The following is a 21,544-nucleotide window of genomic DNA, read 5'->3' as shown; positions in this document are numbered from 1 at the left end:
CCATGACCACCACGTGGAAGATCAGCTCGCCGGTCACGGACTACACCGGCGAAGTCGCCGGCTGCGCGTTCGCCCGCGGCCGCTACGAAGGCCCTGCCTCGACCGGGGCGCTCAACTACTTCCGGGGCGCCGGCTACCGCGTCGAGAAGGTCGAGGCCGAACCGGCCGAGGCACCGGCACCGGCCGAAACCCCGGCGAAGACGTTCGCCGACGACCCGAAGATCGCGCCCGCGGGCAACGCCTCGGAGAAGGACTGGCGCCGGCACGCGCTCGCCATCGGCGCCACCGAGGACCAGGTCAAGGACCTCGGCCGCGACCAGCTCCGCGAGCTGGCGGCCAAGGTCGCCAAGGACAAGGAGCAGAAGGCATGACCCAGCTCGGCGGCTACCTCCGCAACGTGCGCGACGCGCTCGCGCACTTCAACCCGGCCGACCCGGCGAGCCCGGACACCTTCTTCCGGCGGAACCTCCCGCGGCTCGGCCTGGCCGACTCCGGTGGCGACTCCGGATCGGCGGCGCTCGTCTCGCAGGTGATGACCTCCGTCCCGCTGTTCCTCGCGGCCGGCGACGTCGTCACCAACCTGACGTTCCACAGTGGCCAGACCGCGGCGAACACGCCGACGAACTGGTGGTTCGCGCTGTACGACACCCAGGCCGTCCCGGCGCTGGTCGCGCAGACCGCCGACCAGACCACCGCGGCGTGGGCGGCGTTCACCGCGAAGACGCTGGCGCTTTCGGCGCCCTACACGGTGCTGAAGACCGGCGTCTACTGGGCGGCCGCGATGGTCAAGGCCACCGCGGCGCCGAGCCTGCTCGGCAGCCTGGTGCCCAAGCCGATCCTGACCGGCGAGCGCAACCTCGCGCAGTCCAGCGGCTCCGCGCTCGTCGCGACCGCACCGGCCACGATCGCGACGCCGACCGTCCAGTCGTTCGCGCCGCTCGTCGTCGCCAGCTGAGCCCGCGCGGGCCCGGACGGGAGACCGGGCCCGCGCAACCCCTTCGGAGGAGGTGAACACCCCGTGCCGCTCGTCTACGCCACCCGTACCCAGCTCGTCGACTACGCGCCCGCGAACCTCAAGACCCGCGTGCCGGACGAGCCCGAGGCCACGCGGCTGCTCACCTCCGCGTCGAAGGACATCCGCCGAGCCACCAAGACGGCGATCTACGCCACCGACGTCGACGGCTACCCGACCGACACCGCGGTCCGGACGGCGTTCCAGAACGCCACGTGCGCGCAGGCGCTGTGGTGGGTCGCCAACCCGGGCGAGGAGGACGGCACGGCCGGCCAGTTCACGAACGTGTCCATCGGGTCGCTGTCGCTCAGCCGCGGCTCAGGCAACGGCAGCAACCGCGGCGGCTCGGGCGGCGGCGGGCCGCGGCTGGCGACGAAGGCCGAGACCGAGCTACGCGACGCCGGCGTGCTCGCCGGGTCGATCGTCGCCTCGTACCTGTGGGAGGGCTGGCTGTGATCCCGGACTTCCTTCTCCAGCACACCGTCACCATCGAGCCGTTCGAGGGCAACGGCGCGAACGGACCGGTGTACGGGGCGCCCGTCGAGGTGCCGTGCTTCCGCGACGACAAGCGGCGCCTCGTCCGGGCGCCGAATGGCAACCAGGTCGTCTCCGAGGCGACCGTGTACTGCCAGCCCGGCACCGTCGCCCCGCCGGAATCCCGGATCGACCTCGGTACCCGGGTAGCGACCGTGATCACCTGCGCTGACCGCGACGGCGGCGACCTCCCGGTTCCGTCGCATGTGGAGGTGAGCTGCACGTGAGCATCAAGTGGGACCTCGACTGGAACGGCGAGCGTGTCGGCTTCCTCGTGGAGGAGGCCGCATTCAACGGGCTGCAGCAGGGCGCCGAGCACCTGCTGCAGGCGTCGCGTGCGCGCGTGCCGCTCGAGGAAGGCACCCTCGAACGGTCCGGCGTGGCCAGCTCCGACCGCGAGTCGCTGACCGCAGCGGTGTCCTACGACACCGTGTACGCCTGCCGTCAGCACGAGGAGCTCACCTGGCGGCACGCGCCCGGCCGCACGGCGAAGTACCTCGAGGGCCCGGCCAACGAAGAGGCCGAGACGATCGGGGAGATCATCGCTGCGGCGATCCGTCGGAGGACCGCGTGAGCTTCACCGGCGATCTCCTCGACGGCCTGGCGCAGCTGCTCGCAGGCGGCGGCGTCGGCACCTACCGGGCCGACGGCAGCGCGTACGCCCCGGGCGAGACGGGCATCTTCTTCGCGGCGATGCCCCAGAGCCCGGACCGCGCGATCGTGCTCGCCACGTACACGGTCACCGACGACGCGTCCCTTTCGGACTCGGTGATCGGGTTGCAGGTCCGCTGCCGCGGCAGCGCCGACCCGCACGACGTCGAGGACGTCGCCGGGGCGGTGTTCGACCTGCTGCACGGACGCACCGCCTTCCAGGCCGGGACGGTCCACATCGTGCAGGCCCTGCACCAGTCCGGCGCCCCACTCGGCCGGGACGACAGCAACCGGTGGGAGCGCTCGGAGAACTACTACCTGACCGTCCACCGGCCCTCGACCTACCGCACATAGGAGAAGCGATCATGCCCGCTACCACCAAGGTCCCGCTCGGCGCATCGACCACGATGCTGCAGTACTACCTCGACGTTGACACCTCCAGCAGCACCGTCAACCCGACCTGGGTCGGCGTGTTCGGCATGACGGAGTTCAAGCCCGCGTTCGAATCCACGAAGCAGGACGACGGCGACTTCGACTCGGGCGGCTTCCAGTCCAAGACCAAGACCGCTGAAGCATGGTCGGTCGAGGCCAAGCTGGGCCGCAAGGTCCAGGTCGCCGACGGCACCCAGTACGACGTTGGCCAGGAGTTCCTCCGCACCAAAGCGATCGGGCAGATGGGCCCGGCGAACAGCGTGCACATCCGCTACTACGAGATGCAGCCCGGCGGCCCCCGTGTCGAGGCCTACGAGGGCTGGGCGTCGGTCTCCTGGTCGCCGGACGGCGGCAAGATGGAGGACCTCAACCTCGTGTCGGTCACTCTCGACGGCCAGGGCAAGCTCAACCAGATCACCCACCCGAACACCGGCGCCGTGATCCCGGTTATCACCTCGCTGACCCCGGCGGGCGGCTCGACTGCCGGCGGTGCGCTCGTCCGGATCAAGGGCAACAACTTCACGGGCGTCACCGGAGCGACCGGCGTCAAGGTCGGCGGCACCAACGCCACGAGCTACGACCTCATCTCCGACGGCCTGATCGTCGCCATCACCCCAGCGCACGCGGCCGGCGCGGTCGACGTCGTCGTCACCAACGGCGCCGGCGCCTCGGCGAACACCGCCCTCACCAAGTACACCTACGCGTAAGGCACACGGCGATGGCACTGAAGGATCTCTCGTCGTTCCTCGACGACGACGCGATCGATGTCCCGATCGACGGCAAGACCTACCGCGTCGAGTCGCCGGATGCGAAGACCGGCCTGCTGCTGGCCTCGCTGGCGAACGTCGGCGTCAAGGCTGCGTCCGGCGCCGACGTCGACGAGGCCGACGTCGAGAAGCTCGACCTCGACGACGCCAAAGAGCGGGACTTCATGGAGATGGTCCTCGGCAACACGCTCGCCGAGCTCGTCGCCGACGGCGTGAAGTGGACGAAGATCCAGCGGCTCGCCCGCTACTGCTTCATCCACTTCGCCATCGGCGAGGAGGCCGCCGACGACGCGCTCAAGAGCGGTGCGCTGACGGGGGAAGCCCCGGCCCCGAACCGCGCGGCACGCCGCGCGGGGTCACGGGGCGCGGCGACTACGACGAAGCGTCGGACCTCCACCGCTGGTACGACGTCGGCGAAACCGCCCGCGCGCAAGCCGAGGGCAAAAGCCTGACCTGGCGCCAGCTGCTGAGCGAGTGGCAGCTGGTGGAAGCCGACCTGCACGAGACCTACGGCCTCGACGTCGGCGACCACCAGCTGCTCACCACCCGCTCGTGGCGGTGGCTGCGCGCCCGGATCCTCGGCCTGCTCGCCAGCGACACCCGCATCACCCGCAAGTTCGCACCCGAAGAGGAGGTGGCCCGTGGCGCTCAACATCGGTGAATTGGTGGGCTACCTCAAGCTCGACCGGAAGCAGTGGAACGCCGGCCTCGTGGCCGCGCGGGCGCAGCTGAAGCGGCTCGGCGCGGGCAACAAGGACCTCAACGAGATCGAGCACGCGGTCGGCCGGGCCGCCAAGGGCTTCGTCACCCTCGCCACGAAGATCGCCGCCGTCGGCGCGGGCGCGAACGTCCTCGTGTCCGTCGTCGGGCTGCTCGCCTCCATGTCCGGAGCGCTGGGCCTCGCGGTCGCGGCCGGGCTCGCGGCCGCCGGCGTGATGGCCGCGGTGAAGCTCGGGGCAGACGGGGCGAAGAGAGCCTTCGAGGCGCTCGACCCGACGCTGGACCGGCTGAAGGCGAACGTCTCGAAGTCGTTCGAGTCGGCGCTGATCCCCGCGGTGAACAACCTCAAGGGCCTGCTGCCGAAGCTCCAAGGCGGACTCCAGCAGATCGCGACCGCGGTCGGTGGTGTCGCGACCAAGGTCACCGCGATGCTCAACTCCGGTGCCCAGTCGGCTCAGCTGCAGTCGATCCTCGCGTTCACGGCGCGGCTGGTGGACAACATCGGCAAGGCCGCCGCGCCGGTGATCGCGGCGTTCATCCGGATCGGCGCGGTCGCGATGCCGATCCTGCTGCAGCTGACCAACGGGGCCGGCGCGGCGGCAGAGCGGTTCAACGCCTGGGTGCAGCGGATGGCCGACACCGGCAACATCACCCAGTGGATCCAGACCGCGATCGACGCCTTCCGGAGCCTCGGCACGATCCTCGACAACGTCATCGGGATCTTCGCCGACGTGTTCGGCGCGCTGCAGGACGCCGGCGTCGGGCTCGGCGGCACCATCGGCGTCGCGGTCGCCGCCATCCGCGACTTCCTCGAGACCGCACAGGGTCATGACGTCCTGGTCGCCCTCGCCAACGCGATCGCGCAGGTGTCCGCCCTGGTCGGCCAGGTACTCACCGCGGCCCTGCAGGCGGTCGCGCCGCTGCTGCCGCCGCTGCTCGGCGCATTCGTGCAGCTGGCCACGCAAGCGGTGCCGCTGCTCGTTGGAGCGATCACGTTCCTTGCCCCGGTGCTGCTCAACATCGCGACGTTCATCCAGCAGAACATCGACTGGATCGGCCCGCTCGCGATCGCGCTCGGCGTGTGGACCGCCGCGCAGTGGGCGCTCAACATCGCCCTCGACGCCAACCCCATCGGGCTGATCATCCTCGCGATCGGCGCGCTGATCGCGATCGTCGCGACGATCATCACCTACTGGGAGCCGATCGCCGGGTTCTTCGTGGACCTGTGGAACACGGTGTGGAAGTGGACGTCCGACCGGATCAGCGACATCCGCGACTTCATCGTCAACGTGTGGAACGGGATCGTCGACTGGTTCGCCGGCCTCGGGTCGAAGATCGGGTCCGCGTTCTCCTCGGTGATCGACTGGTTCGCGTCGCTGCCGGGCAAGATCGGCGGCTTCCTCGCCAGCCTGCCCGGCACGCTGTGGAACGCCTTCACCGCCGCGTTCCAGTTCGCGCTCAACGCCGTGGTGCAGGGCATCGAGTGGGTGATCGCCGAAGTCATCGCACTGCCGCTGCAGATCATCTGGGTGGTGTCTCAGCTCGGGCAGCTGCTGTGGGACCTGCTGGTCGCGGCGTGGAACTTCGCCGTCGAGGCCGTCAAGGCCGGCGTGAACGCGGTCGTCGACTTCGTCGTACAGCTCCCGGGCCGAGTCGTCGACGGGCTGATCGTGATCGGGTCCCTGCTCGTCGGGCTGTTCACCGGCGCGTGGAACTGGGCGCTCAACACCACCGTCGACCTGATCTTCAACATCATCAACTTCGTCCGGACGCTGCCGCAGCGGATCATCGACGGGATCTCGGCGCTCGGGTCGATGCTGTCCAACGCCGCCGGGGCAGCGTGGCGCTGGTTCATCAGCACCATGATCAGCACCGCCGAGGGCGTCTGGGGCTTCGTTCGCTCGATCCCCGGCCGGATCCTCGACGGCCTGGGCAACCTCGGGAGCCTGCTCTGGGACGCCGGTGCCGCGATCATCCGCGGCCTGCTCAACGGTCTCAAGTCCGCCGTGGGCGCGGTGTGGGATTTCGTGGGCGGCATCGCCGACAAGATCAGGAGCCTGAAGGGCCCGCTGCCCTACGACCGGCAGCTGCTCGTGCCCGCCGGTCTCGCGATCATGAGCGGCCTGCACGCTGGCCTCAAGGACGGATTCAAGCCCATCGAGACGTGGGTCTCCGGAGTCGCCGACACCATCGCCGGAACCATCACCACAAACACCTCCGGAATGGCCGCAGCGGCCCGGGAAATCCTCGACCGCATCAACAACGGCGGCGACGTCTTCGAAGACTTCTCCTACCGCGGCAGCAGCGCGAACGTCGACCGCTACAACGACGACCTCGCCCAGGCCTTCTACCGCGGCGGTGGCCAGCTCGACGCCACGCAGATGACCGCGTTCCTGCAGAAGGTCATCGACCAGCAGCAGCGCGCCACGGTGCAGATCGAGAACTACCACCCGCCGGCCGACGCGTCTCCGCACGAGGTCGCCGAGGACCTCGACTGGCTCTCGCGGACGGGGGGCTGATGGCCGGCGAGCTCATCACCAAGGACGGCCAGGTCGAATGGCGCGGGCTGCTGCTCGGCGCCGGCACCGCCTACCGGTACGCCGACCTCGAGGGCTGGCTCGACCTGCCGGAGACCCGAGACGGGGACATCGAGTTCGACAACTACCACGGCTCCCAGCCAGGTCAGCTGCTCGTCGGGCGCCGGACGGTCACGCTGTCGTTCACCATGTCGCTGTCCACCGCGGACTTCGGCGCCGCCCAGCGCGCCCTCCGGGCCGCCACCGCGCCGTCAGAGAACCCCGTCGAAGAGCCGCTGGTGGTGCAGTGGGACGGCGTCAAGGCGATGGTCAACGCCCGCGTCATCCGCCGCAACATCCCATCGCCGCGCAGCAACGGCATGGGCTACAGCCAGGGCGCCATCCAGTGGCGCGCCACCAACCCCCGCCAGCTGCACCTCCCGCAGATCATCGCCGGGCCCGTCAGCCCGCCGACCAGCGGCACCGGCGGCCTGATCTACCCGTTGGTCTACCCGCTCGTCTACGGCTCGGGGCAGTCCGGCGGCGAGCTTCGGCTCACCAACGCAGGCAACGCCCCCGCGCAGCCGGTCTTCCGCATTACCGGGCCGTGCACCGGGCCCGTGATCACCAACGCGGACACCGGCGCCCAGCTGGCCTTCGATCCGGCCTACGCGCTGCCGTCGGGCGCGCAGCTGCTGCTGTCCTACGAGGACCGCAGCGTCCTGTTCCCCGACGGCGTCTCGCGCTCGAACCAGCTGATCACCCGCGGCTGGTTCACCCTCCCAGTCGGGACCACGCGGGTCCGATTCACCAGCGCGAACGGGCTCGGCCAGCTCGAAGCGCTCTACTACTCGACCTCGATGTGAGGGGGAATTCCCGTGGCTGAGCGAGCTTCCTGGGCCGTACAGCAGGTCTCCGGCGTCGGCGTGCAGAGCGCCGAGGACGTCCGGCACTCCATGGCCGCGCTGTGGACTCCGGCCGGGGCGGTCACCTCCCGTTCCGGGATGGTCCCCACCGGGACGGCCGCGGTGCCGGGCAGCGTGCTCGCGACCCTGCCGACCGCGAATACCACCGTGCACGTCCAGCCGTTCCGGTACGTGCGGCAGTCCAGCCGCGGCGGCGGCACCTACACGATGATCCTCGACTCGATCAAGGACATCGACGTCCTCAACCCCGCCAACGGCGGCACGGCCGCCGATCCGTCGAACGCGCGGATAGACCTGATCATCGCCCAGCAGTCCGACACCTTCTTCGGCGACGCGAACAGCAACATGGTCGTCAAGCGCGTCACCGGTACCCCGGCCGGGACCCCGCTCGATCCGACCGTCACCGGCAGCGCCGACTACGTGCTGCTCGCCCGCATCACGGTGCCGGCCAACGCCACGACCATCCAGACGGCGAACATCGCCAACGTCGCGCTCCCCTCCGCGGTCACCGTCGGCGGCCTGCTGCCCGTCGCCGACGCCACCGAACGCGCCGCGCTGGCCAACCCGTTCGACGGGCAGCAGATCTACCGGCGTGACCTCGACTGGATCGAGGTCTACGACGGCACCGCCTGGCGCGCGCCCGCGTTCGTCAAAACCGCCAGCAACGCCAGCATCACCAACCCGTACGCCGGGCAGTACGCGCAGAACACCACCGACGGCCAGCTCTACCGCTACACCGGCACCGCCTGGGTCCCCGCCCGCGGCATCATCGCCTACGGCAAGCGCACCAGCTCATCCACCGCGGGCAACCCGACCAACGTCCTGCGGATCGACAATGTCTCGCTCCTGTCCGGGCGGGCGTACCGGGTGTTCACCTGCGCCATCAACCTCTTCGGCACCGCCAACGACACCGACAGCCTCAACGTGTGGATCAGCACAACCGGTGTCGCCATCGCAGGCGACCCCAACAGCTCGCAGCTATCGGGCGCCCGTGCTGAGGGCAAGCTGATCAACGGCGGCGGGGCCGCAGTCCAAGCCAAGGTCGACACCACCTACATCCCCGGCGCCAACCAGACCGCCAGTTTTCTGCTGACCGGCGAGCGAAACACCGGCAGCGGCACCGTCCAGGTGTACGGCGACAACACGGCGTCGCCCATCCTCCTCATGATCGAAGACATCGGTGTCGCGCCGCCGAACACGGCGGTGATCCTGTGACCCGCCCAGCCACACCGGGTGCGTGGCCTGCAGCGCTGGCGGCCGGGTCGCCGACCATCCACTTGCTCGGCGACTCCCTCTTCGAGGGCGGCGCTGTCGATCCCCCGCTCCGCTGGCACCAGATGCTCGGCGACTCGTTCCGCAGCGACGGCGCGCCCGGGACGCAGGTGTGGATCGGCGGCGCCATCCCTGGCAGCGCGACGGCGGACTACCTGCCCGGCGCGAGGTACGCCGGGCACGTCGAGTTCACCGTCCACCACCCGAGCTTGATCCTGCTGGGCTGGGGCATCAACGACTGGGCTGCGGGCATCCCGCCGGCACTGTTCGCGTCGCAGTACCAGCAGATCATCGACCGGATCCGGGCCCTGTCCGAGGGCTCCACTCTGGCGTTCATCCACACCCCGTGGGTGTACAACCCGGACCTGACCGCGACCCGCGGGCCCCAGGCGCCGTACCGGGACGCGATCCAAGCGCTCGCCGCCGCCAACGGCGCCGGTTACCTCGGCTTGGAGTGGTACTTCCCGGGCGACGACCGGTACCAGCAGGCCACACCGGACCGGGTCCACCTCAACGCAGCCGGCCAGAACACCATGTACACCGCGGTGCGGGCCTTCCTGCTCGGCATGTGCGGGGCCGCGTGATGGTCGCCAATCCCGTCTACACCTACCTGCTGGCCGACTTGGCTACGAACCGGATCCTCGAGGAGATCCGGCTCACCAACGTGTCGTTCAACAAGCCGCTCAACGACTGTGGCACCTTCAACGGCACGTGGAAGCTCGGCGCGAAGACGGCGCACCTGGACCCCTACGACCTGTCGATGCCGTGCCGGCGCGTCATCTACGCGTTCCGCGACGACCGGCCGATGTGGGGCGGGATCGTCTGGACCCGCAAGTACGACAGCGCCACCCAGACCGTCGCGCTCGGCGCGGCCGAGTGGTGGTCGTACTTCGACCACCGCAAGGTCCTGCCGCTGATCCCCGGCAGCCCGGACCTCACCACCGTCGCCGGCCTGTCGGTGACCTACACCAACGCCGACCAGAACAACATCGCCCGCGGGCTGGTCGCGCTCGCACAGACGCACACCGGCGGGAACATCCTCGTCGTCCCGGCCGACACCGAGCTGTCGAACATCCCCCGCGACCGGACCTACAACGGGTGGGACCTCACCGACGTCGGCCACGCCCTGGAGAACCTGAGCAACGTCATCGACGGCCCCGACCTCGTCTTCGACGTCGCCCCCGGCACAGCGGCGCCCCGGCGGGTGCTCCGGGTCGGCACACCGTGGCTGGGGCAGCAAGGCTCGGCGTGGCGGTGGGAGATGGGCGGCAACGTCGCCTCCTACACTTGGCCCTCCGACGGGACCCGCATGGCGACACGGGCTTTCGCGACCGGCCAGGGCGTCGAGCTCGGGATGCCGATCTCGGTGTCGGAGGACACCAGCAAGTACGCAGACGGGTTCCCCCTGCTGGAGCTGGAAAAGCAGTACGGGTCCGCCGAAGACGAGGACACCCTCGACGGGCACGCCGAGGCCGACCAGCAGACCGCGCGGATGCCGGTCGCGCTGCCCACCATCGTCGTCCGCGGCGACGTCTCCCCCACCGCCGCCGAGGTCAACCGCGGCGACGACGGCTGGCTCGTGCTCCCCCCAGACCCGTTCCACCGCGCCGGCTTCGAAGGCCCGGTCAGGATCGTCGACATGGGCTTCAAGCCGGGCGCCGACGCCGAACGCGTCGACCTCACGCTCGCGCCGCTGCTGGACGGAGTTGCCTGATGGGACAGATCAGCCTCCCCACCAACATCCTCGACCGGCTCAAGCGCGTCGAGAACCAGATCTCCCGCCTGTGGAAGGCAGTGGGGCTGTCCTCGGCCACCATCGCCGCCGGCGGCCTGACGCTGCTGAACAACGCCTTCCTCAAAATGCTCGGCCCGACCGACAACGAAATCCTCTACATCGGACCCGATGGTCCGAACCAGGTCATCCGGATCCGCGACGGAGCCGGAAACATCATCTTCGCGAGTGTGTCCGGCGGCGGGGCCAGCCAGCGTGTCGCGATCAACCCGAACCCCGGCGGCCCCGCCCGGATCGAGTTCTACGACGACGCCAGCAGCAGCGACCGCGTATCGATGACCATGTTCGGGGCCAACTTCGTGCAACAGCGCGAGGCCCAAGACGGCTCGGGGATCACCGGCGGGAAGGTCTCGTTCTACAGCGGGAACAGCGTCTTCGGCCATCAGCTCAACTCCACCGGCGCAGACGCGTACATCCGGTTCTACGACGACGAGCGGGTCTACATCCGAGGGAAGTGGGGCACCTCCGACGCGAACGGCGGCCATTCCGCGCTATTCGTCAACTCGATGTCGCTGGGCGCTGGCCCGATCACCGGAGTGATCTCCTATGGCGCGACGATGCTCGGCACCATGCGGCCTATCGCCACTCGCCAAGGGCCGCTAGCTGACTGCTACTGGGCGGTCACCGCGTCGAGCGCCACCGGCTTCGAAGTCACCGCCAGCGGCGGGTCCAGCAACACCTTCCACCTCTGGGTATTTAGGACGTGATCATGCGAGTTCAACACACCGACGCGCAGGTCGTCGCCGAGGGTGGCCAGCAAATCTGGGCGGTCGATGGCGTGCGCACCGCCGACGACGGCACCGTGATGCGGTTCCGGCACTTCTTCCCCCTTGAGACTCTGGAGTGGCGGGCCGCCGAGTACGGCATCGAACCCACCGACACCGCGACCCTGCTGGACATCGTGCTCGCCGAGCCGTACCTGTCCGAAGAGGACTGGTCGCGCGGGCACCAGCTACACGACGCGCCGGACATCGACACCGCCCGCGCCGACCACCTCGCCCGCTGCGCCCGCGCGAAACTCCGGCACCGCATCTCTACCCGCGGTGCCGCCCACCCATGCCGCCGGGTCGCCGTCGAATCCCCGCTGCACCCCGAAGCGATCGAATTGAAACAGCAGTTCGTCGCCCAAGCACGCGCCGCGCACACCCACGCGCGCGACGCCGCACCGCCAGACCGGATCGCCGTGCTTCGCACGGCCGTTACAGGGCACGGAAGAGGTGTCGGTGAGTGACCTCGCTCAGCTGCTCGTCGCCATCGGAGGGATGGTCGCCGCGATTCTCGGCGGCGTTGCCGGACTCGTCACCGCGATCCGCACCTCCGGGCGCGAACGGCCCGCCGCCGCGAGCAAGGGCGCGTCCCGGTTCGCAAAGGAACTCGCCGCCGCGGCCGAGGACGGCGAGCTCACACCTGAGGAGATCGCCGAGGCGATCCGGCAGCTCGGTGAGGAGGACACATGACGCGCGATGACGTGATCGACCGCGCCGCCCGCGAATCGAAGGACCACCGCGGGCACCTCCGCATCTGGCTCTCCGGCGGCCTGCTGCTGCTGGGCGTGCTCGCCCTCGCCGCCGCCGTGTTCATCGGCCGTGCCCAGAACGACGCCCTCGCAGACAAGGTCACCGCACTCACTGCCCGGGCCGACACCGCCGAGCAGGCCGTCGGGAAGCTTGCCGACCAGGTCCGCGGCCTCGGCGCTGTCCCGGTGGCTGCGCCCGGCCAGCCGGGCGCCGTGGGCGCCACGGGCGCGACCGGGCAGCGCGGCGAGCCGGGCCAGACGCCGCCGTGCCTGCTGACCGCCACGCAGTGCGTCGGGGCGCCGGGCAAGGACGGGCAACCCGGCCAGCCGGGCACCAACGGTGTCGACGGCCAGCCAGGGCAGCCGGGCAAGGACGGCGCCAACGGAACCGACGGCAAAGACGGCGCCGACGGCGTCTCGGTCACGCGCCAGTACTTCGACCGCGACGCCGACGGCCGGTGCCGGAACTTCAACGACTTTTCCGACGGCCGGACCCGGATCGACGAGGGTCCGGCCGGGGATGCGGCGTGCGCACCCGCTACGCCGCCGCCGACCACCACGCCGTCGGCGGTGCTGCCGACCGGCCCCACGCTCCGACGGAGGGACTGAACCATGTCCGGAACTGGGGTGGATCTCCACCCGTACTACCAGCGCGGCACGAACGCGCTGCCGAACGTCTCGTTCGGATGGATCAAGATGGCCGACGGCGCCGCGGTCTACCGCAAGCAGGCCGACGGCAAGCTGTGGACCGCCGACGCGCACGCAGCGCTGTTCCGGCGGCTCGGTCTCCCCTTCGGCGGGTACGAGTTCGCCTCGGCCAGCACCGACGGCGGGCGGGCGTTCGACGTCCTGTGGGGCGAGTGTCAGCGTCTCGGCGGCACCGGCGTCGCACCGGCCACGGACATCGAGGGCGACGGCTGGAACAAGACGAACGCCACGGCCCGAGGTCGGTCGTTCTGCTCGCGGGCCCGCGCCCGCGGGGTACGCCCCGCGATCTACATGGACCTCTGGCTCCTGCAGGCCTGCCGCCCGGACGAATGGCCCGAAGACCCGGTGATCTGGGCGCCGCGGTACAGCGGCCTCAAGCCGGAGGACGGCGCCCGGTACACGGGCCACTACGACGTCCACCAGTTCAGCTCGTCCGGCACGCTGCCGGGCTCGGCCGGGTCGGTCGACATGAACCGCGCCTACACCACCGCACACCTGATCGGAGAAGACGACATGCCCGACGAAGCCACGTTCAAGACCTGGGTATCCCAGGTGATCGACTCGAAGCTCGGCGCGATCAACGCGGGCACCCGCGACACCGTGCGCTACGAGGTCCTCGCGACCCCGCACGACCCCCAAGATCCCCGCTCGTTCATCTTCGGCGACCGCAACATCGTCGACATCCTGGTGGAGCTCCTCCGCCAGGCGTTCGCGGCGAACGCCAAGGCCGACGCCGTGGCGGCCGCGCTCGCGGAGCTGGCCACCGACAAGGACATCACGCCGGAGAAGATGCAGGAGATGCTCACCAAGGCCGTGGCCGAGAGCATCCAGGTGTCCGGCCAGCTCCACATCGAACCCATCAGCGGGCCAGACGCGCAGGCCACCACGCAGGCGGTCAGCCAGTGATCCGGCTCGCCGCCTGGTGGCGGACCGTCCGAACGGCGCTGCCGCGGATCCGCAAGACCACGGCCGCGGTGTGGGGCACCCTCACCCCGCCCGCGGTCGTCGGCGTCCTGGCGCTCGCCGGGGTGCACATCGACACCGCCACCGCGGTGCTGATCCTCGGGGTCGGCACCGCAGTCCTCGCGCCGGCGGCGGTGTACCGGGCCAAGGCGAACGAGCCCGCGCCCGGCAGTGCTCCGGAGGCGCCGCCCGATCCGGGCTGATTTCGCCGCAGGCACACGACAGCGGCCCCTTGCACCTTCGGGTGCGAGGGGCCGCTTTTGTCGCGGTGTGTCAGGCCTGGCCGACGAACACGGCCTTGTCGCCAACGAAGTCCGGCTGCAGCTCGATTTGCAGTTCGCCCGGGTCCTTGCCGACGGCGAAGCTCATGTCGAGCTTGAGGGTCTTCCCGGGCAGCACCGTGGCGGCGCCGTTCATCGTGGAGTTCTTGCATTTGCCGTTCGAGTCGAACACCGCATCGGCGTGCGCGCCGCCGAACTGGGCCTGCGCGGTGGAGAGCAGGGTCGCGTCGAAGGGCTTGTCGGAGCCGTTGGTCACGGTCACCTGCAGCGTGACGGCGCGTTCGATGTTCGGCGGCTGGGCATACTGGCCCGGCTTGCACCCGGCCGGCTGGGTGACCTCGATCGCGACGCCGTTGGGCCAGGTGTAGCGCTCGCCCCAGGTCGGCGGCTTCTTCGCGTCGGCGGCCGCGGCGCTCGCAGGCGCCCCACCGGACGCGGGGCTGACGCTGCCGGTGTTGACGGGCGGCGAGCCGCAGCCAGCGAGCAGCAGCACGGCGGCTGCAGCGGCGACGAGCGACGTACGGATCTTCATGGTGTCCCCTCTGTCCACTTGCAGACGATCAGTCGCTGGCGGCGTGCCAGCTGTTACGAAATCTCCGGATCACTCGGTTTCGGTGGATCATGTCCGTCGTTACGACTTCGGCTGACGGCCGCGGCGCCGGATCGTGACTCCCGCCTGCTGCAGCATCCGTTTGGCCCCGTCTCGGCCGACACCCCCACGGCTCTCCGACCTCCGCCAGAGACTTCCGCTGGACGACGTACGCATCGACCATGCCCGGCGGCGCCGGCGGCATCCGCGGTTTCGGCGCCCGCAGCGTCACACCGAACGCCAGCAACGTCTCCCTCACCTGCCGGTAGTTGAGTCCGGTCGCGGCGACGATCTCCTGGATCGTGGCGCCGTCGGCGTAGCGGAAGCAGAGGTCGAGGGCGAGCAGGTAGGCGGCGATTTCCGGCGACACGAATGGCTCCCTGGAAACGGGCCCGGCCCTCGTCTGCAGCTCGGGGGCCGGGCGGGCGCGCCGGTGTGCGGGACCGGTGCGCGAGGTGCCGCCGCTGCCCGGGGATGACCACCTCCGCGGGGGCTGGCGGGGTGTCGGCGCGGCCGGCGTGGAGTTGTAGACCGGACCCCCGGCGGGAGGGCCTGGGGGTCCGGCTCCGCGCCCGCCCGTACGCGACGGGGCGCGGTCTGGTCCGCCCGCCCCTCGACGCGGACCCTGCAGGCCGTGCGGGGAGCGGGGTGGGGCGGGCGGAGCTGGAGTGCTGCCGGGCCCTCGAGGGGCGCGGGCCCGGCAGCGTGCCGCGCCACCCCCTGTGGGGCGCGGCACCCGGCCGGCGCGTGCGAGGGGTGGTCGCGCGCCGGCCGGGCTGATCAGGGCGAGCGGGGAATCGTCGCGACGACCCCGGCCATCAGCCGGTCGCACGGCGTCTCGATGTGGAGCAGCTTCGGACCGTGCGGCCACCAGTCTCGCGCTGGGACGACGCCAGGCCCGATCAGGTCCCAGCCGTCGAACAGCGCTTCGATCGCCGCCGCCCGGCGGAAGAATCCGCCGGCGAGGACGCCGGTGCTGTCGAGTCGCTGGATCAGCTGCTCGACGAGCACCACCACGGCCGGGTCTGCCGGTTCGGGGTCGAGGAAGTGCGACGCGATCAGGTAGCCGCCCTGCGGGAACATCGTGCTCAGGTCCCGCAGCCATTCGCGCGCCGCGTCTTCGCCGAGCCAGTGCAGCACGCCGGGTGCGACGATCGCGACCGGCTCGTCCCACACGAGGTAGTGCTTCAGCTTCGCGTCGACCTTGGGCAGATCGAGCGGGTCGACGTGCCGGACGGTCGCGATGTTGTCGGCGAGGTAGCCGGCGCCCTTGGCGCTCAGTACCGCATCGGGCTCGAGGTAGACCACCCGCTCCAGGCGGCCGAGGGCGATGGACTCGAGGTCCGCGGCGTGCGGTGGCGCGCCGGGCGGGATCGGGGCGCCGCAGTAGATGACCTGGCGGATGCCGCGGCGCCCGACGATGTGCCGCCAGGCCCGCTCGATGAACTCCACCTCGTGGACCGCGAGCAGGCTGACGTCCGGCGCTATGGCCTTCAGCTTCTGGAGGACGAATCGGTCGTCCTCGTAGGCCTCGCCGCCGCCGAGCATCGCGTTCCAGATACGCGCACGGGACTGCCGGGTGTCGCTGGTCTCGTGCACGATCATCGGCCCGCCCGTCGCGCGTCCTTGAGGTCTTCGAGGGTCTGGACGATGTTGGTGCGCAGCTGGGACGCGTCGCCGTCGAGGATGACGCTGGGCCCGTCGGCGACCGCCAGCACGGCGACCGTCCGGCCTTCGCTCGTGGTCAGCCCGGTCACGATCGGGATCCGCCGCCCGGTCGTGTCGAACGCCCAAGCGGTGCGCTCCTCGCGCCACCCGCGTACCTGCATCTCCATCGCCGCCCCCGCGGTACAGTTCGAGGTAGAGGGCGTTACCTGACGTTCCCTCTCGTTCCACAACAAGTGGAACACAAGGGAACGACCGTCGCAAGTGAGCCGATCGGGCGACGCTGTATCCGCTGGATGCCTGCTCTATCCTCGTTCCATGGCAGAAAACAAGGCCTCCGCGAAGTCCGCGAAAATCGGTGCTCACCTGCGTGCCGAGCGCGTTCAGCGCGATGTCACGTTGACGGCGTTCGCCGACGAAGTGGGCATCTCGAAGGCGCACCTGTCGCGGATCGAGACCGGTATCTCGCCGGTGAAGGTCGAGGATGTCGCGCGGATGCTGACCCTCTTGGGTGTTCGAGGCGAGCGCTTCGACCAGATCGTCGCCATGGTCAACGGCGACGAAGCCCAGCACGGCTGGACCGCCACCACCCTGAGCGAGCAGGCCGCGATGAACGCCGCCCTCGCCGACTTCGAAGCCAACGCAGCCACCATCACCGACGGCGCGCTCGTGCTTCTTCCCGGCCTGGTGCAGGACTCGGGCTACACCCGCGCCATCATGTCCGGCGGCACCGTCCCGGCTCACGAGATCAGCGCCCGCGTCGCGATGCGCGCTGGCCGTGGCGCCGTCATCGACCCGAACCGCACCCGCCGGCCGGTGACCTACAAGGCCTTGATCGACGAAGCGGCGCTCCGCAAGTGCATCGGTGGACGCGAGGTCATGGCCGATGCCCTGCGGTTCTTGCACAAGATCGCGACCGAGTAGTCGAACGCCACGATCCGCATCGTGCCCGACCGCGCTGGTTGGTACCCCGGCATGACCGGTGCGTTCTCGATGATCGAGCCGCGCGACAAAGCCGCGCTGTCGATCGTCCACCTCGGAACCCGGCGAAGTGGCCAGATCCTCGACCAAAGCGAGGACCTGGCCGAGTACGCCAGAACAGTGGATGCCGGGGAGGCGGTGGCGCTGAGCAAAGACGAGTCAGCCGAGCGCATCGCCACCGCCATTGAAGAGATGGAGAAAGGATGACGATACCCGAAAACGCCTGGTCCAAGAGCAGCTATAGCAGCAACGACGACAACTGCGTCGAGGTCGCGAAGCTCGGAGACCAGGCCGCCGTGCGCGACAGCAAGGACCCCGAGGGCGGGTACTTCAAGCTGCCCGCTGCCGGGTGGCGCGGCCTCATCGAGCAGCTGCGCCAGGCGTAACACGCACACAACGACGCCCCGGCATACCCGTACGGTGCCGGGGGCGTCGCCGTTCAACCGGACTAATGCATCTGCACCAGTCCATTGGGGACATTCCCCAAAGGAGCAACGAAGCGCGTCACCGTAGTAGAAGTGATGCTGAAAGTGAACCCCGTACCGATCTGCAACCGTCGCGTGACCTGGATCTTCGGCCGTACGAGGTAAATCCCGAAAACATCGCTGAGGTCGCCTAACGATCGGTCACGGGTCAGAGATACCTCTGGTGCAACCGGGTCATCCCAATGCCCTAAAGGAGGTAACCACCCGTGAGCAACCAGACGCAGGTACAGGTTCAAAACTCCGCCGTGCCGCAAACGATCCATATCTGGATGTTCGCCACCGCCGTAGTCAGCACTGTCTTCGTCATCCCGCACGCGATCCTCGCGTTCGAGTGGCAGTGGCCGCCCACGCTCGCCAACTTGCACATGCTGATCACGCTGGGGTTCTGGATCGCTGGCGTCGTTTTCCTGACCCGGAGACCATCCGGGGCTACTGAAATCGTTGCGCGCCCGCTCTCGCCTAAGCAACAACTGGCGATGAGCGAAATCGACAGGCTTAACGCGTTGCTCGACCTGAACGACGAGTGATGCGTGACCGGAGGCTGGCCGCTCCCCCGGCCATGCCCCCTCCGCAGCCCTCGGGCCGAAGTCCTGAAACTGCGGGGGGGGGCGTCTAATGCGTCTTTTTCATCCGGCGCAGCTGGCGTGGCGAGTGAGCGTGCACGGCGGCCAGTGCGAAGAAGCTACACCAGATGCCCGCGAGAATGGTGAGCATGACGATTCGGGCGGGCCAGTTCCGCTCCTGGATCGCAAGGTGGCCCACACTCGATCCAAGGACGAGCGCCAGCGTGACGAAGCTGATGAGGCTCGCTCGGGCGACCATCAGGCGGATGGCGAAGAGGCGATAGCCTCCCGTGGCGGCGGTCATCGAGTGCTCCCGGTGGGCAGTGGGCCGCCGGCCAGAGAGCGTTAAGTGTCTATAGGCGCTTCTGGGACCAGCGGATTACGTATACACTTATAACGTGCGACCTGCGAAAAAGCAACTGATCGACGCTGTAACCCCGGTCCCGAAGCGCGGCAACCGCGTCGTGATCTACGCCCGCGTGTCCGTCGACCGCGGGAAGTCGACCGAAGGCCAGGTGTCTGAGTGCCGCGCCTGGGCCGAGCGCGAAGGGTACGTCGTCGTCGCGGTCATCGTCGAGAGCGGCTCGGCGTCGCGCCACGCGAAGAAGGCCCGCAAACGCTGGCCGGAGGTCGCGCAGCTGATCGCCGATGGCCAGGTCGACATGCTGATGACGGTGGAGTTCTCCCGCGCCACGAGAGAGCTGGAGTTCTACGCCGGTCTGCGGAACGCCTGCGCGGATGCCCGTGTGCTGTGGTGGTACGGCGGGACGATCTTCGACATGTCGAAGCGCGAGGACCGGTTCCGGACCGGTCTGGACGCGCTCCGTGCCGAGGACGAAGCCGACCAGATCTCCGAACGCGCGGCACGAGGTCACCGCGGCGGAGCGGCACGCGGTAGGCCGCCGGTCGGATCGGCGCCATGGGGGTACCGCCGGGTCTACGACGAGCGGACCGGCGTGCTGGCCGGCCAGGAGCCCGATCCGGTGACCGCACCGCTTGTTCGGGAGGTCGCGGACCGGATCGTCGCCGGGGAGACCGTGTACGCGGTGATCCGCGACCTCAATGCACGCGAGGTGCCGACTCCCCGCGGGGGAAAGCAGTGGCACAACGCGACGCTCAAGCAGGCCCTGACCCGGCCGGCACTGGCGGGGTTGCGAGTGCACCAGGGCGCGGTCGTAGGCGAGGGCGACTGGAAGCCGCTTTTGACCATCGACGAGCATCACCAGCTCGTCGAGCGGCTCAACGACCCAGCCAAACGGCAGCAGCGCGACGGCGCGATCAAGCACCTGCTGACCGGTCTCGCTCGGTGCGCGGTGTGCGAGGCATCGCTGCGGTTCCTCCCGCACAAGACCGGGCCGAAGTACCAGTGCAGCGGGAAGTACTGCGTGATGCGCGGCGAGGCCTTCGTCGACAGCATCGTGCGGCTGGCGGTGATCAAGCGGATGGACCGGGAGGACGCGAGTCGGCTGTACCTACGCGACACCTCCGACGAAGCGCGCCGCGCCCGAGACCACCTGGCCATGCTCAAGCTGCAGATGGAGCAGTACTACCAGCAGGCCGAGTCCGACGACGAGGACGAGCGCCTTTCACCGGCCGGGCTCGCGCGCATGGAACGGAAGTACCTGCCGCAGATCGAGCAGGCCGAGCGGCAGCTGGCCGCTGTGCGGACCGCGCAGTCGCCGCTAATCACCCGGCTGGTCGAGGGCGACGCAGCGTCCGTGTGGGATGACGAGCTGTCGGTTGCACAGCGGCGCGAGGTGGTGCGCTCGATCATAACCGTGCACCTGGACCGGGCGGCAACGCGAAGCCGCCCGGATCCGCGGAGCGTGCGAATCGAGTTCACGTCCTCAGCGGCGGCCAGCTAGTTTCACCGTGATGCCGAGTCGGCGCCGGCCGCAGCGAGCTTGATCAACGCGACGTCGTGCAGGAACCTGAAGTGGGCGTCCTCGCCCGCGAACTTCGCGATCGAGGCTGCCTCGTCCGCGATCTGCTGACGAGTTGCACCGCGGAGGCGCTCGATCTCCTCGTCGGTCCAGGACTCGAGCAACCCGGCCGGCCGCCCGCCGGAGGCCGACTCAGCAACCCGGCCGATCTCGACGGGCTCGCGCCCCTCTTCGTAGAGCAGCCGGGCGCTACCGGGGAGCCAGCCGGCGCCCTGGTCCAGTCCGTTGAAGGTCTTGGCTTGCGGAGCGGCGCGTTTGAGCTCCACGCGCTGCACGGTCTTCAGGGAGAGGCTGGCCTTCTCGGCGAACTCCTCTTGCGTCAGCTGAAGCTGTTCGCGCGCGGCCACGACGCCCAGCGCGAGGCGCTCCTGGGCGGCACTAGGACTCTTTACGACTCCTTCGGACACGTAGACAGCATGCCGTAACGGCCTGGTGCTGTCTATGCGACTTTTGGGTCTTGACCTGCGGATCTTTCTCACGTGGCGCACGTACCCTCCCCGAATCAAGGACTCCTTAGGACTCCTTATGTCGTCTTCATTAACCCTCGACCTGAGATGACTTGTCAATAGTCCTAAAGAGTCCTAAGGTGACTCGCATGGCAAGAGTTCCCAACCCGATCCCCAAGGGCGCCGAGATCGAGGCGATCAGGGTGAGCCAGGGCATGTCCAGGCGCACCTTCGCTGAGAAGGCCGAAGTCGCCTGGAAGACCGTCTACAACGTCGAGAACGGCTACAACCCCCGCGTGTCGCGCGAGGTGCTCCAACGGATGGCGAACGCGCTCGGCGTCGACGTCGAGCGAATCCGCGAGCCGGACCCGGTAGCGGCGTGATGTCGCCGCAGCAGCCGCAGCCTGCGCAGCCCGCGCCGACACGCCCGGCGTACCCGACGCGGCGTCCGGGACCGACTACCCCGGTCGCGCCGCCGCGGCCGACGCGTTCCCCGACCCGGGTACACGCCGACCTCGGCGCCGAGATCGAGGCGTACGTGGACGAGCTCGTCGCCGCTGCTCCCCCGTTCACCCGGGAGCAGGAAGACCACCTCCGCGCGATCTTCGCGCCCGCCTACGAACGGCTCACCGCTCGCCGCGTGTCCGCGGCTGCCTGATCTGCCGGCGGTTCAGGCGTGACCCGACACCGCCTGAACCGCCGGTGCACGACCCCCAGAAGAAAGGCCTGCCCCGCGCCATGCCGGGCGCGGAGCAGGCAGAGCCCTGAAGCCGGGGCTTGAC

General features: G+C 69.5%; 31 protein-coding genes and 1 pseudogene. 26 read left to right on the top strand and 6 right to left on the bottom strand.

The window, feature by feature from the left end; all coding sequences use genetic code 11:
• Positions 1-2 precede the first annotated feature (2 nt).
• From ACFPLC_RS26880 to ACFPLC_RS26785, 20 genes are all read left to right on the top strand, one after another.
• On the top strand, positions 3-371 hold the full coding sequence (locus ACFPLC_RS26880) for a hypothetical protein (protein WP_378198498.1): 369 nt from the start codon (positions 3-5) through the stop codon (positions 369-371).
• Positions 368-955, top strand: a complete 588-nt coding sequence (locus ACFPLC_RS26875) for a hypothetical protein (RefSeq protein ID WP_378198501.1) — start codon at positions 368-370, stop codon at positions 953-955. The genes ACFPLC_RS26880 and ACFPLC_RS26875 overlap by 4 nt, the downstream gene beginning before the upstream one ends.
• Before the next feature lie 63 nt (positions 956-1,018).
• Positions 1,019-1,468 carry a hypothetical protein gene (locus ACFPLC_RS26870; protein ID WP_378198504.1) on the top strand — a complete coding sequence of 150 codons (450 nt, stop codon included), beginning with the start codon at positions 1,019-1,021 and terminating at the stop codon, positions 1,466-1,468.
• Positions 1,450-1,773, top strand: a complete 324-nt coding sequence (locus ACFPLC_RS26865) for a hypothetical protein (protein ID WP_378235944.1) — start codon at positions 1,450-1,452, stop codon at positions 1,771-1,773. The genes ACFPLC_RS26870 and ACFPLC_RS26865 overlap by 19 nt, the downstream gene beginning before the upstream one ends.
• The gene (locus ACFPLC_RS26860; protein WP_378198509.1) at positions 1,770-2,120 is read left to right on the top strand and encodes a hypothetical protein; all 351 of its coding nucleotides are present in this window, start codon (positions 1,770-1,772) and stop codon (positions 2,118-2,120) included. The genes ACFPLC_RS26865 and ACFPLC_RS26860 overlap by 4 nt, the downstream gene beginning before the upstream one ends.
• Complete coding sequence (locus ACFPLC_RS26855) at positions 2,117-2,551, top strand: minor capsid protein (protein WP_378198512.1); 435 nt, start codon at positions 2,117-2,119, stop codon at positions 2,549-2,551. The genes ACFPLC_RS26860 and ACFPLC_RS26855 overlap by 4 nt, the downstream gene beginning before the upstream one ends.
• 11 nt (positions 2,552-2,562) lie before the next feature.
• Positions 2,563-3,336 (top strand): phage tail tube protein, encoded by a 774-nt coding sequence (locus tag ACFPLC_RS26850; RefSeq protein WP_378198515.1) that lies wholly within the window; start codon positions 2,563-2,565, stop codon positions 3,334-3,336.
• Between the two features lie 11 nt (positions 3,337-3,347).
• Positions 3,348-3,848 carry a DUF7426 family protein gene (locus tag ACFPLC_RS26845; protein ID WP_378198518.1) on the top strand — a complete coding sequence of 167 codons (501 nt, stop codon included), beginning with the start codon at positions 3,348-3,350 and terminating at the stop codon, positions 3,846-3,848.
• Positions 3,849-3,880: 32 nt separating this feature from the next.
• Positions 3,881-4,057, top strand: coding sequence for a hypothetical protein (locus ACFPLC_RS26840; RefSeq protein WP_378198521.1), 177 nt, complete (start codon positions 3,881-3,883; stop codon positions 4,055-4,057).
• A complete protein-coding gene (locus ACFPLC_RS26835) occupies positions 4,038-6,635 on the top strand; it encodes a phage tail protein (RefSeq protein WP_378198523.1) in 2,598 nt (865 codons plus the stop codon). Before ACFPLC_RS26840 ends, ACFPLC_RS26835 begins: the two co-directional genes overlap by 20 nt.
• Entirely contained in the window at positions 6,635-7,498 is an 864-nt protein-coding gene (locus tag ACFPLC_RS26830) for a phage tail family protein (RefSeq protein ID WP_378198526.1), read from the top strand. The genes ACFPLC_RS26835 and ACFPLC_RS26830 overlap by 1 nt, the downstream gene beginning before the upstream one ends.
• Positions 7,499-7,510: 12 nt before the next feature.
• Positions 7,511-8,773 carry a hypothetical protein gene (locus tag ACFPLC_RS26825; protein WP_378198529.1) on the top strand — a complete coding sequence of 421 codons (1,263 nt, stop codon included), beginning with the start codon at positions 7,511-7,513 and terminating at the stop codon, positions 8,771-8,773.
• Positions 8,770-9,414 (top strand): SGNH/GDSL hydrolase family protein, encoded by a 645-nt coding sequence (locus tag ACFPLC_RS26820; RefSeq protein ID WP_378198532.1) that lies wholly within the window; start codon positions 8,770-8,772, stop codon positions 9,412-9,414. The genes ACFPLC_RS26825 and ACFPLC_RS26820 overlap by 4 nt, the downstream gene beginning before the upstream one ends.
• Positions 9,414-10,544 (top strand): hypothetical protein, encoded by a 1,131-nt coding sequence (locus ACFPLC_RS26815; RefSeq protein WP_378198535.1) that lies wholly within the window; start codon positions 9,414-9,416, stop codon positions 10,542-10,544. Before ACFPLC_RS26820 ends, ACFPLC_RS26815 begins: the two co-directional genes overlap by 1 nt.
• Entirely contained in the window at positions 10,544-11,329 is a 786-nt protein-coding gene (locus ACFPLC_RS26810; protein WP_378198538.1) for a hypothetical protein, read from the top strand. Before ACFPLC_RS26815 ends, ACFPLC_RS26810 begins: the two co-directional genes overlap by 1 nt.
• A 2-nt stretch (positions 11,330-11,331) precedes the next feature.
• Positions 11,332-11,853 carry a hypothetical protein gene (locus ACFPLC_RS26805; RefSeq protein ID WP_378198541.1) on the top strand — a complete coding sequence of 174 codons (522 nt, stop codon included), beginning with the start codon at positions 11,332-11,334 and terminating at the stop codon, positions 11,851-11,853.
• Positions 11,846-12,079, top strand: a complete 234-nt coding sequence (locus ACFPLC_RS26800; RefSeq protein WP_378198544.1) for a hypothetical protein — start codon at positions 11,846-11,848, stop codon at positions 12,077-12,079. Before ACFPLC_RS26805 ends, ACFPLC_RS26800 begins: the two co-directional genes overlap by 8 nt.
• The gene (locus tag ACFPLC_RS26795; RefSeq protein WP_378198546.1) at positions 12,076-12,747 is read left to right on the top strand and encodes a hypothetical protein; all 672 of its coding nucleotides are present in this window, start codon (positions 12,076-12,078) and stop codon (positions 12,745-12,747) included. Before ACFPLC_RS26800 ends, ACFPLC_RS26795 begins: the two co-directional genes overlap by 4 nt.
• A gap of 3 nt (positions 12,748-12,750) precedes the next feature.
• Positions 12,751-13,752 carry a GH25 family lysozyme gene (locus ACFPLC_RS26790; protein ID WP_378198549.1) on the top strand — a complete coding sequence of 334 codons (1,002 nt, stop codon included), beginning with the start codon at positions 12,751-12,753 and terminating at the stop codon, positions 13,750-13,752.
• Positions 13,749-14,012 carry a hypothetical protein gene (locus tag ACFPLC_RS26785; RefSeq protein ID WP_378198552.1) on the top strand — a complete coding sequence of 88 codons (264 nt, stop codon included), beginning with the start codon at positions 13,749-13,751 and terminating at the stop codon, positions 14,010-14,012. The genes ACFPLC_RS26790 and ACFPLC_RS26785 overlap by 4 nt, the downstream gene beginning before the upstream one ends.
• 70 nt (positions 14,013-14,082) lie before the next feature.
• Here ACFPLC_RS26785 and ACFPLC_RS26780 read toward each other — a convergent pair whose 3' ends face one another.
• The 4 genes from ACFPLC_RS26780 to ACFPLC_RS26765 all read right to left on the bottom strand — a co-directional run bounded on the left by ACFPLC_RS26780 (position 14,083) and on the right by ACFPLC_RS26765 (position 16,514).
• Positions 14,083-14,622 (bottom strand): hypothetical protein, encoded by a 540-nt coding sequence (locus ACFPLC_RS26780; protein ID WP_378198555.1) that lies wholly within the window; start codon positions 14,620-14,622, stop codon positions 14,083-14,085.
• A 28-nt stretch (positions 14,623-14,650) separates the two neighbouring features.
• The gene (locus ACFPLC_RS26775; RefSeq protein WP_378198558.1) at positions 14,651-15,049 is read right to left on the bottom strand and encodes a hypothetical protein; all 399 of its coding nucleotides are present in this window, start codon (positions 15,047-15,049) and stop codon (positions 14,651-14,653) included.
• A 410-nt stretch (positions 15,050-15,459) separates the two neighbouring features.
• Positions 15,460-16,284 (bottom strand): SAM-dependent methyltransferase, encoded by an 825-nt coding sequence (locus ACFPLC_RS26770; protein ID WP_378198561.1) that lies wholly within the window; start codon positions 16,282-16,284, stop codon positions 15,460-15,462.
• Positions 16,281-16,514: a hypothetical protein gene (locus ACFPLC_RS26765; protein ID WP_378198563.1), complete on the bottom strand. Its 234-nt coding sequence runs from the start codon at positions 16,512-16,514 to the stop codon at positions 16,281-16,283. The genes ACFPLC_RS26770 and ACFPLC_RS26765 overlap by 4 nt, the downstream gene beginning before the upstream one ends.
• Positions 16,515-16,662: 148 nt before the next feature.
• Here ACFPLC_RS26765 and ACFPLC_RS26760 point away from each other — a divergent pair.
• From ACFPLC_RS26760 to ACFPLC_RS26750, 3 genes and pseudogenes are all read left to right on the top strand, one after another.
• Positions 16,663-17,532, top strand: a pseudogene (locus ACFPLC_RS26760) (helix-turn-helix domain-containing protein).
• Positions 17,529-17,711: a DUF397 domain-containing protein gene (locus ACFPLC_RS26755; RefSeq protein WP_378198568.1), complete on the top strand. Its 183-nt coding sequence runs from the start codon at positions 17,529-17,531 to the stop codon at positions 17,709-17,711. The pseudogene ACFPLC_RS26760 and the gene ACFPLC_RS26755 overlap by 4 nt, the downstream one beginning before the upstream one ends.
• 305 nt (positions 17,712-18,016) lie before the next feature.
• Positions 18,017-18,337, top strand: a complete 321-nt coding sequence (locus ACFPLC_RS26750) for a hypothetical protein (protein ID WP_378198571.1) — start codon at positions 18,017-18,019, stop codon at positions 18,335-18,337.
• A gap of 85 nt (positions 18,338-18,422) precedes the next feature.
• Here ACFPLC_RS26750 and ACFPLC_RS26745 read toward each other — a convergent pair whose 3' ends face one another.
• Complete coding sequence (locus ACFPLC_RS26745; protein WP_378198574.1) at positions 18,423-18,677, bottom strand: hypothetical protein; 255 nt, start codon at positions 18,675-18,677, stop codon at positions 18,423-18,425.
• 94 nt (positions 18,678-18,771) lie between these two features.
• Between ACFPLC_RS26745 and ACFPLC_RS26740 the strand changes: the two genes are divergently transcribed.
• A complete protein-coding gene (locus tag ACFPLC_RS26740) occupies positions 18,772-20,238 on the top strand; it encodes a recombinase family protein (RefSeq protein ID WP_378198392.1) in 1,467 nt (488 codons plus the stop codon).
• 2 nt (positions 20,239-20,240) lie between these two features.
• Here the strand turns inward: ACFPLC_RS26740 and ACFPLC_RS26735 are convergent, their stop codons facing one another.
• Complete coding sequence (locus ACFPLC_RS26735) at positions 20,241-20,663, bottom strand: helix-turn-helix domain-containing protein (protein WP_378236283.1); 423 nt, start codon at positions 20,661-20,663, stop codon at positions 20,241-20,243.
• Positions 20,664-20,911: 248 nt separating this feature from the next.
• Between ACFPLC_RS26735 and ACFPLC_RS26730 the strand changes: the two genes are divergently transcribed.
• Positions 20,912-21,145 carry a helix-turn-helix domain-containing protein gene (locus ACFPLC_RS26730; RefSeq protein ID WP_378198397.1) on the top strand — a complete coding sequence of 78 codons (234 nt, stop codon included), beginning with the start codon at positions 20,912-20,914 and terminating at the stop codon, positions 21,143-21,145.
• Positions 21,142-21,420, top strand: coding sequence for a hypothetical protein (locus ACFPLC_RS26725; protein ID WP_378235947.1), 279 nt, complete (start codon positions 21,142-21,144; stop codon positions 21,418-21,420). The genes ACFPLC_RS26730 and ACFPLC_RS26725 overlap by 4 nt, the downstream gene beginning before the upstream one ends.
• Positions 21,421-21,544 lie beyond the last annotated feature (124 nt).

It is taken from the genome of Amycolatopsis plumensis (genome assembly GCF_042652605.1).
GTDB classification, from domain to species: Bacteria; Actinomycetota; Actinomycetes; order Mycobacteriales; family Pseudonocardiaceae; genus Amycolatopsis; species Amycolatopsis plumensis.
The sequence above is the reverse complement of the archived record's forward strand: the minus strand, read 5'-3'. Positions and strand labels throughout refer to the sequence as shown.

Bases quoted from the DNA above. Each gene is read 5' to 3' on its own strand.
- ACFPLC_RS26880 (WP_378198498.1), top strand. From the start codon at position 3: ATGACCACCACGTGGAAGATCAGCTCGCCGGTCACGGACTACACCGGC.
- ACFPLC_RS26875 (WP_378198501.1), top strand. From the start codon at position 368: ATGACCCAGCTCGGCGGCTACCTCCGCAACGTGCGCGACGCGCTCGCG.
- ACFPLC_RS26850 (WP_378198515.1), top strand. From the start codon at position 2,563: ATGCCCGCTACCACCAAGGTCCCGCTCGGCGCATCGACCACGATGCTG.
- ACFPLC_RS26845 (WP_378198518.1), top strand. From the start codon at position 3,348: ATGGCACTGAAGGATCTCTCGTCGTTCCTCGACGACGACGCGATCGAT.
- ACFPLC_RS26830 (WP_378198526.1), top strand. From the start codon at position 6,635: ATGGCCGGCGAGCTCATCACCAAGGACGGCCAGGTCGAATGGCGCGGG.
- ACFPLC_RS26815 (WP_378198535.1), top strand. From the start codon at position 9,414: ATGGTCGCCAATCCCGTCTACACCTACCTGCTGGCCGACTTGGCTACG.
- ACFPLC_RS26810 (WP_378198538.1), top strand. From the start codon at position 10,544: ATGGGACAGATCAGCCTCCCCACCAACATCCTCGACCGGCTCAAGCGC.
- ACFPLC_RS26805 (WP_378198541.1), top strand. From the start codon at position 11,332: ATGCGAGTTCAACACACCGACGCGCAGGTCGTCGCCGAGGGTGGCCAG.
- ACFPLC_RS26795 (WP_378198546.1), top strand. From the start codon at position 12,076: ATGACGCGCGATGACGTGATCGACCGCGCCGCCCGCGAATCGAAGGAC.
- ACFPLC_RS26790 (WP_378198549.1), top strand. From the start codon at position 12,751: ATGTCCGGAACTGGGGTGGATCTCCACCCGTACTACCAGCGCGGCACG.
- ACFPLC_RS26780 (WP_378198555.1), bottom strand. From the start codon at position 14,622: ATGAAGATCCGTACGTCGCTCGTCGCCGCTGCAGCCGCCGTGCTGCTG.
- ACFPLC_RS26770 (WP_378198561.1), bottom strand. From the start codon at position 16,284: ATGATCGTGCACGAGACCAGCGACACCCGGCAGTCCCGTGCGCGTATC.
- ACFPLC_RS26765 (WP_378198563.1), bottom strand. From the start codon at position 16,514: ATGGAGATGCAGGTACGCGGGTGGCGCGAGGAGCGCACCGCTTGGGCG.
- ACFPLC_RS26755 (WP_378198568.1), top strand. From the start codon at position 17,529: ATGACGATACCCGAAAACGCCTGGTCCAAGAGCAGCTATAGCAGCAAC.
- ACFPLC_RS26745 (WP_378198574.1), bottom strand. From the start codon at position 18,677: ATGACCGCCGCCACGGGAGGCTATCGCCTCTTCGCCATCCGCCTGATG.
- ACFPLC_RS26730 (WP_378198397.1), top strand. From the start codon at position 20,912: ATGGCAAGAGTTCCCAACCCGATCCCCAAGGGCGCCGAGATCGAGGCG.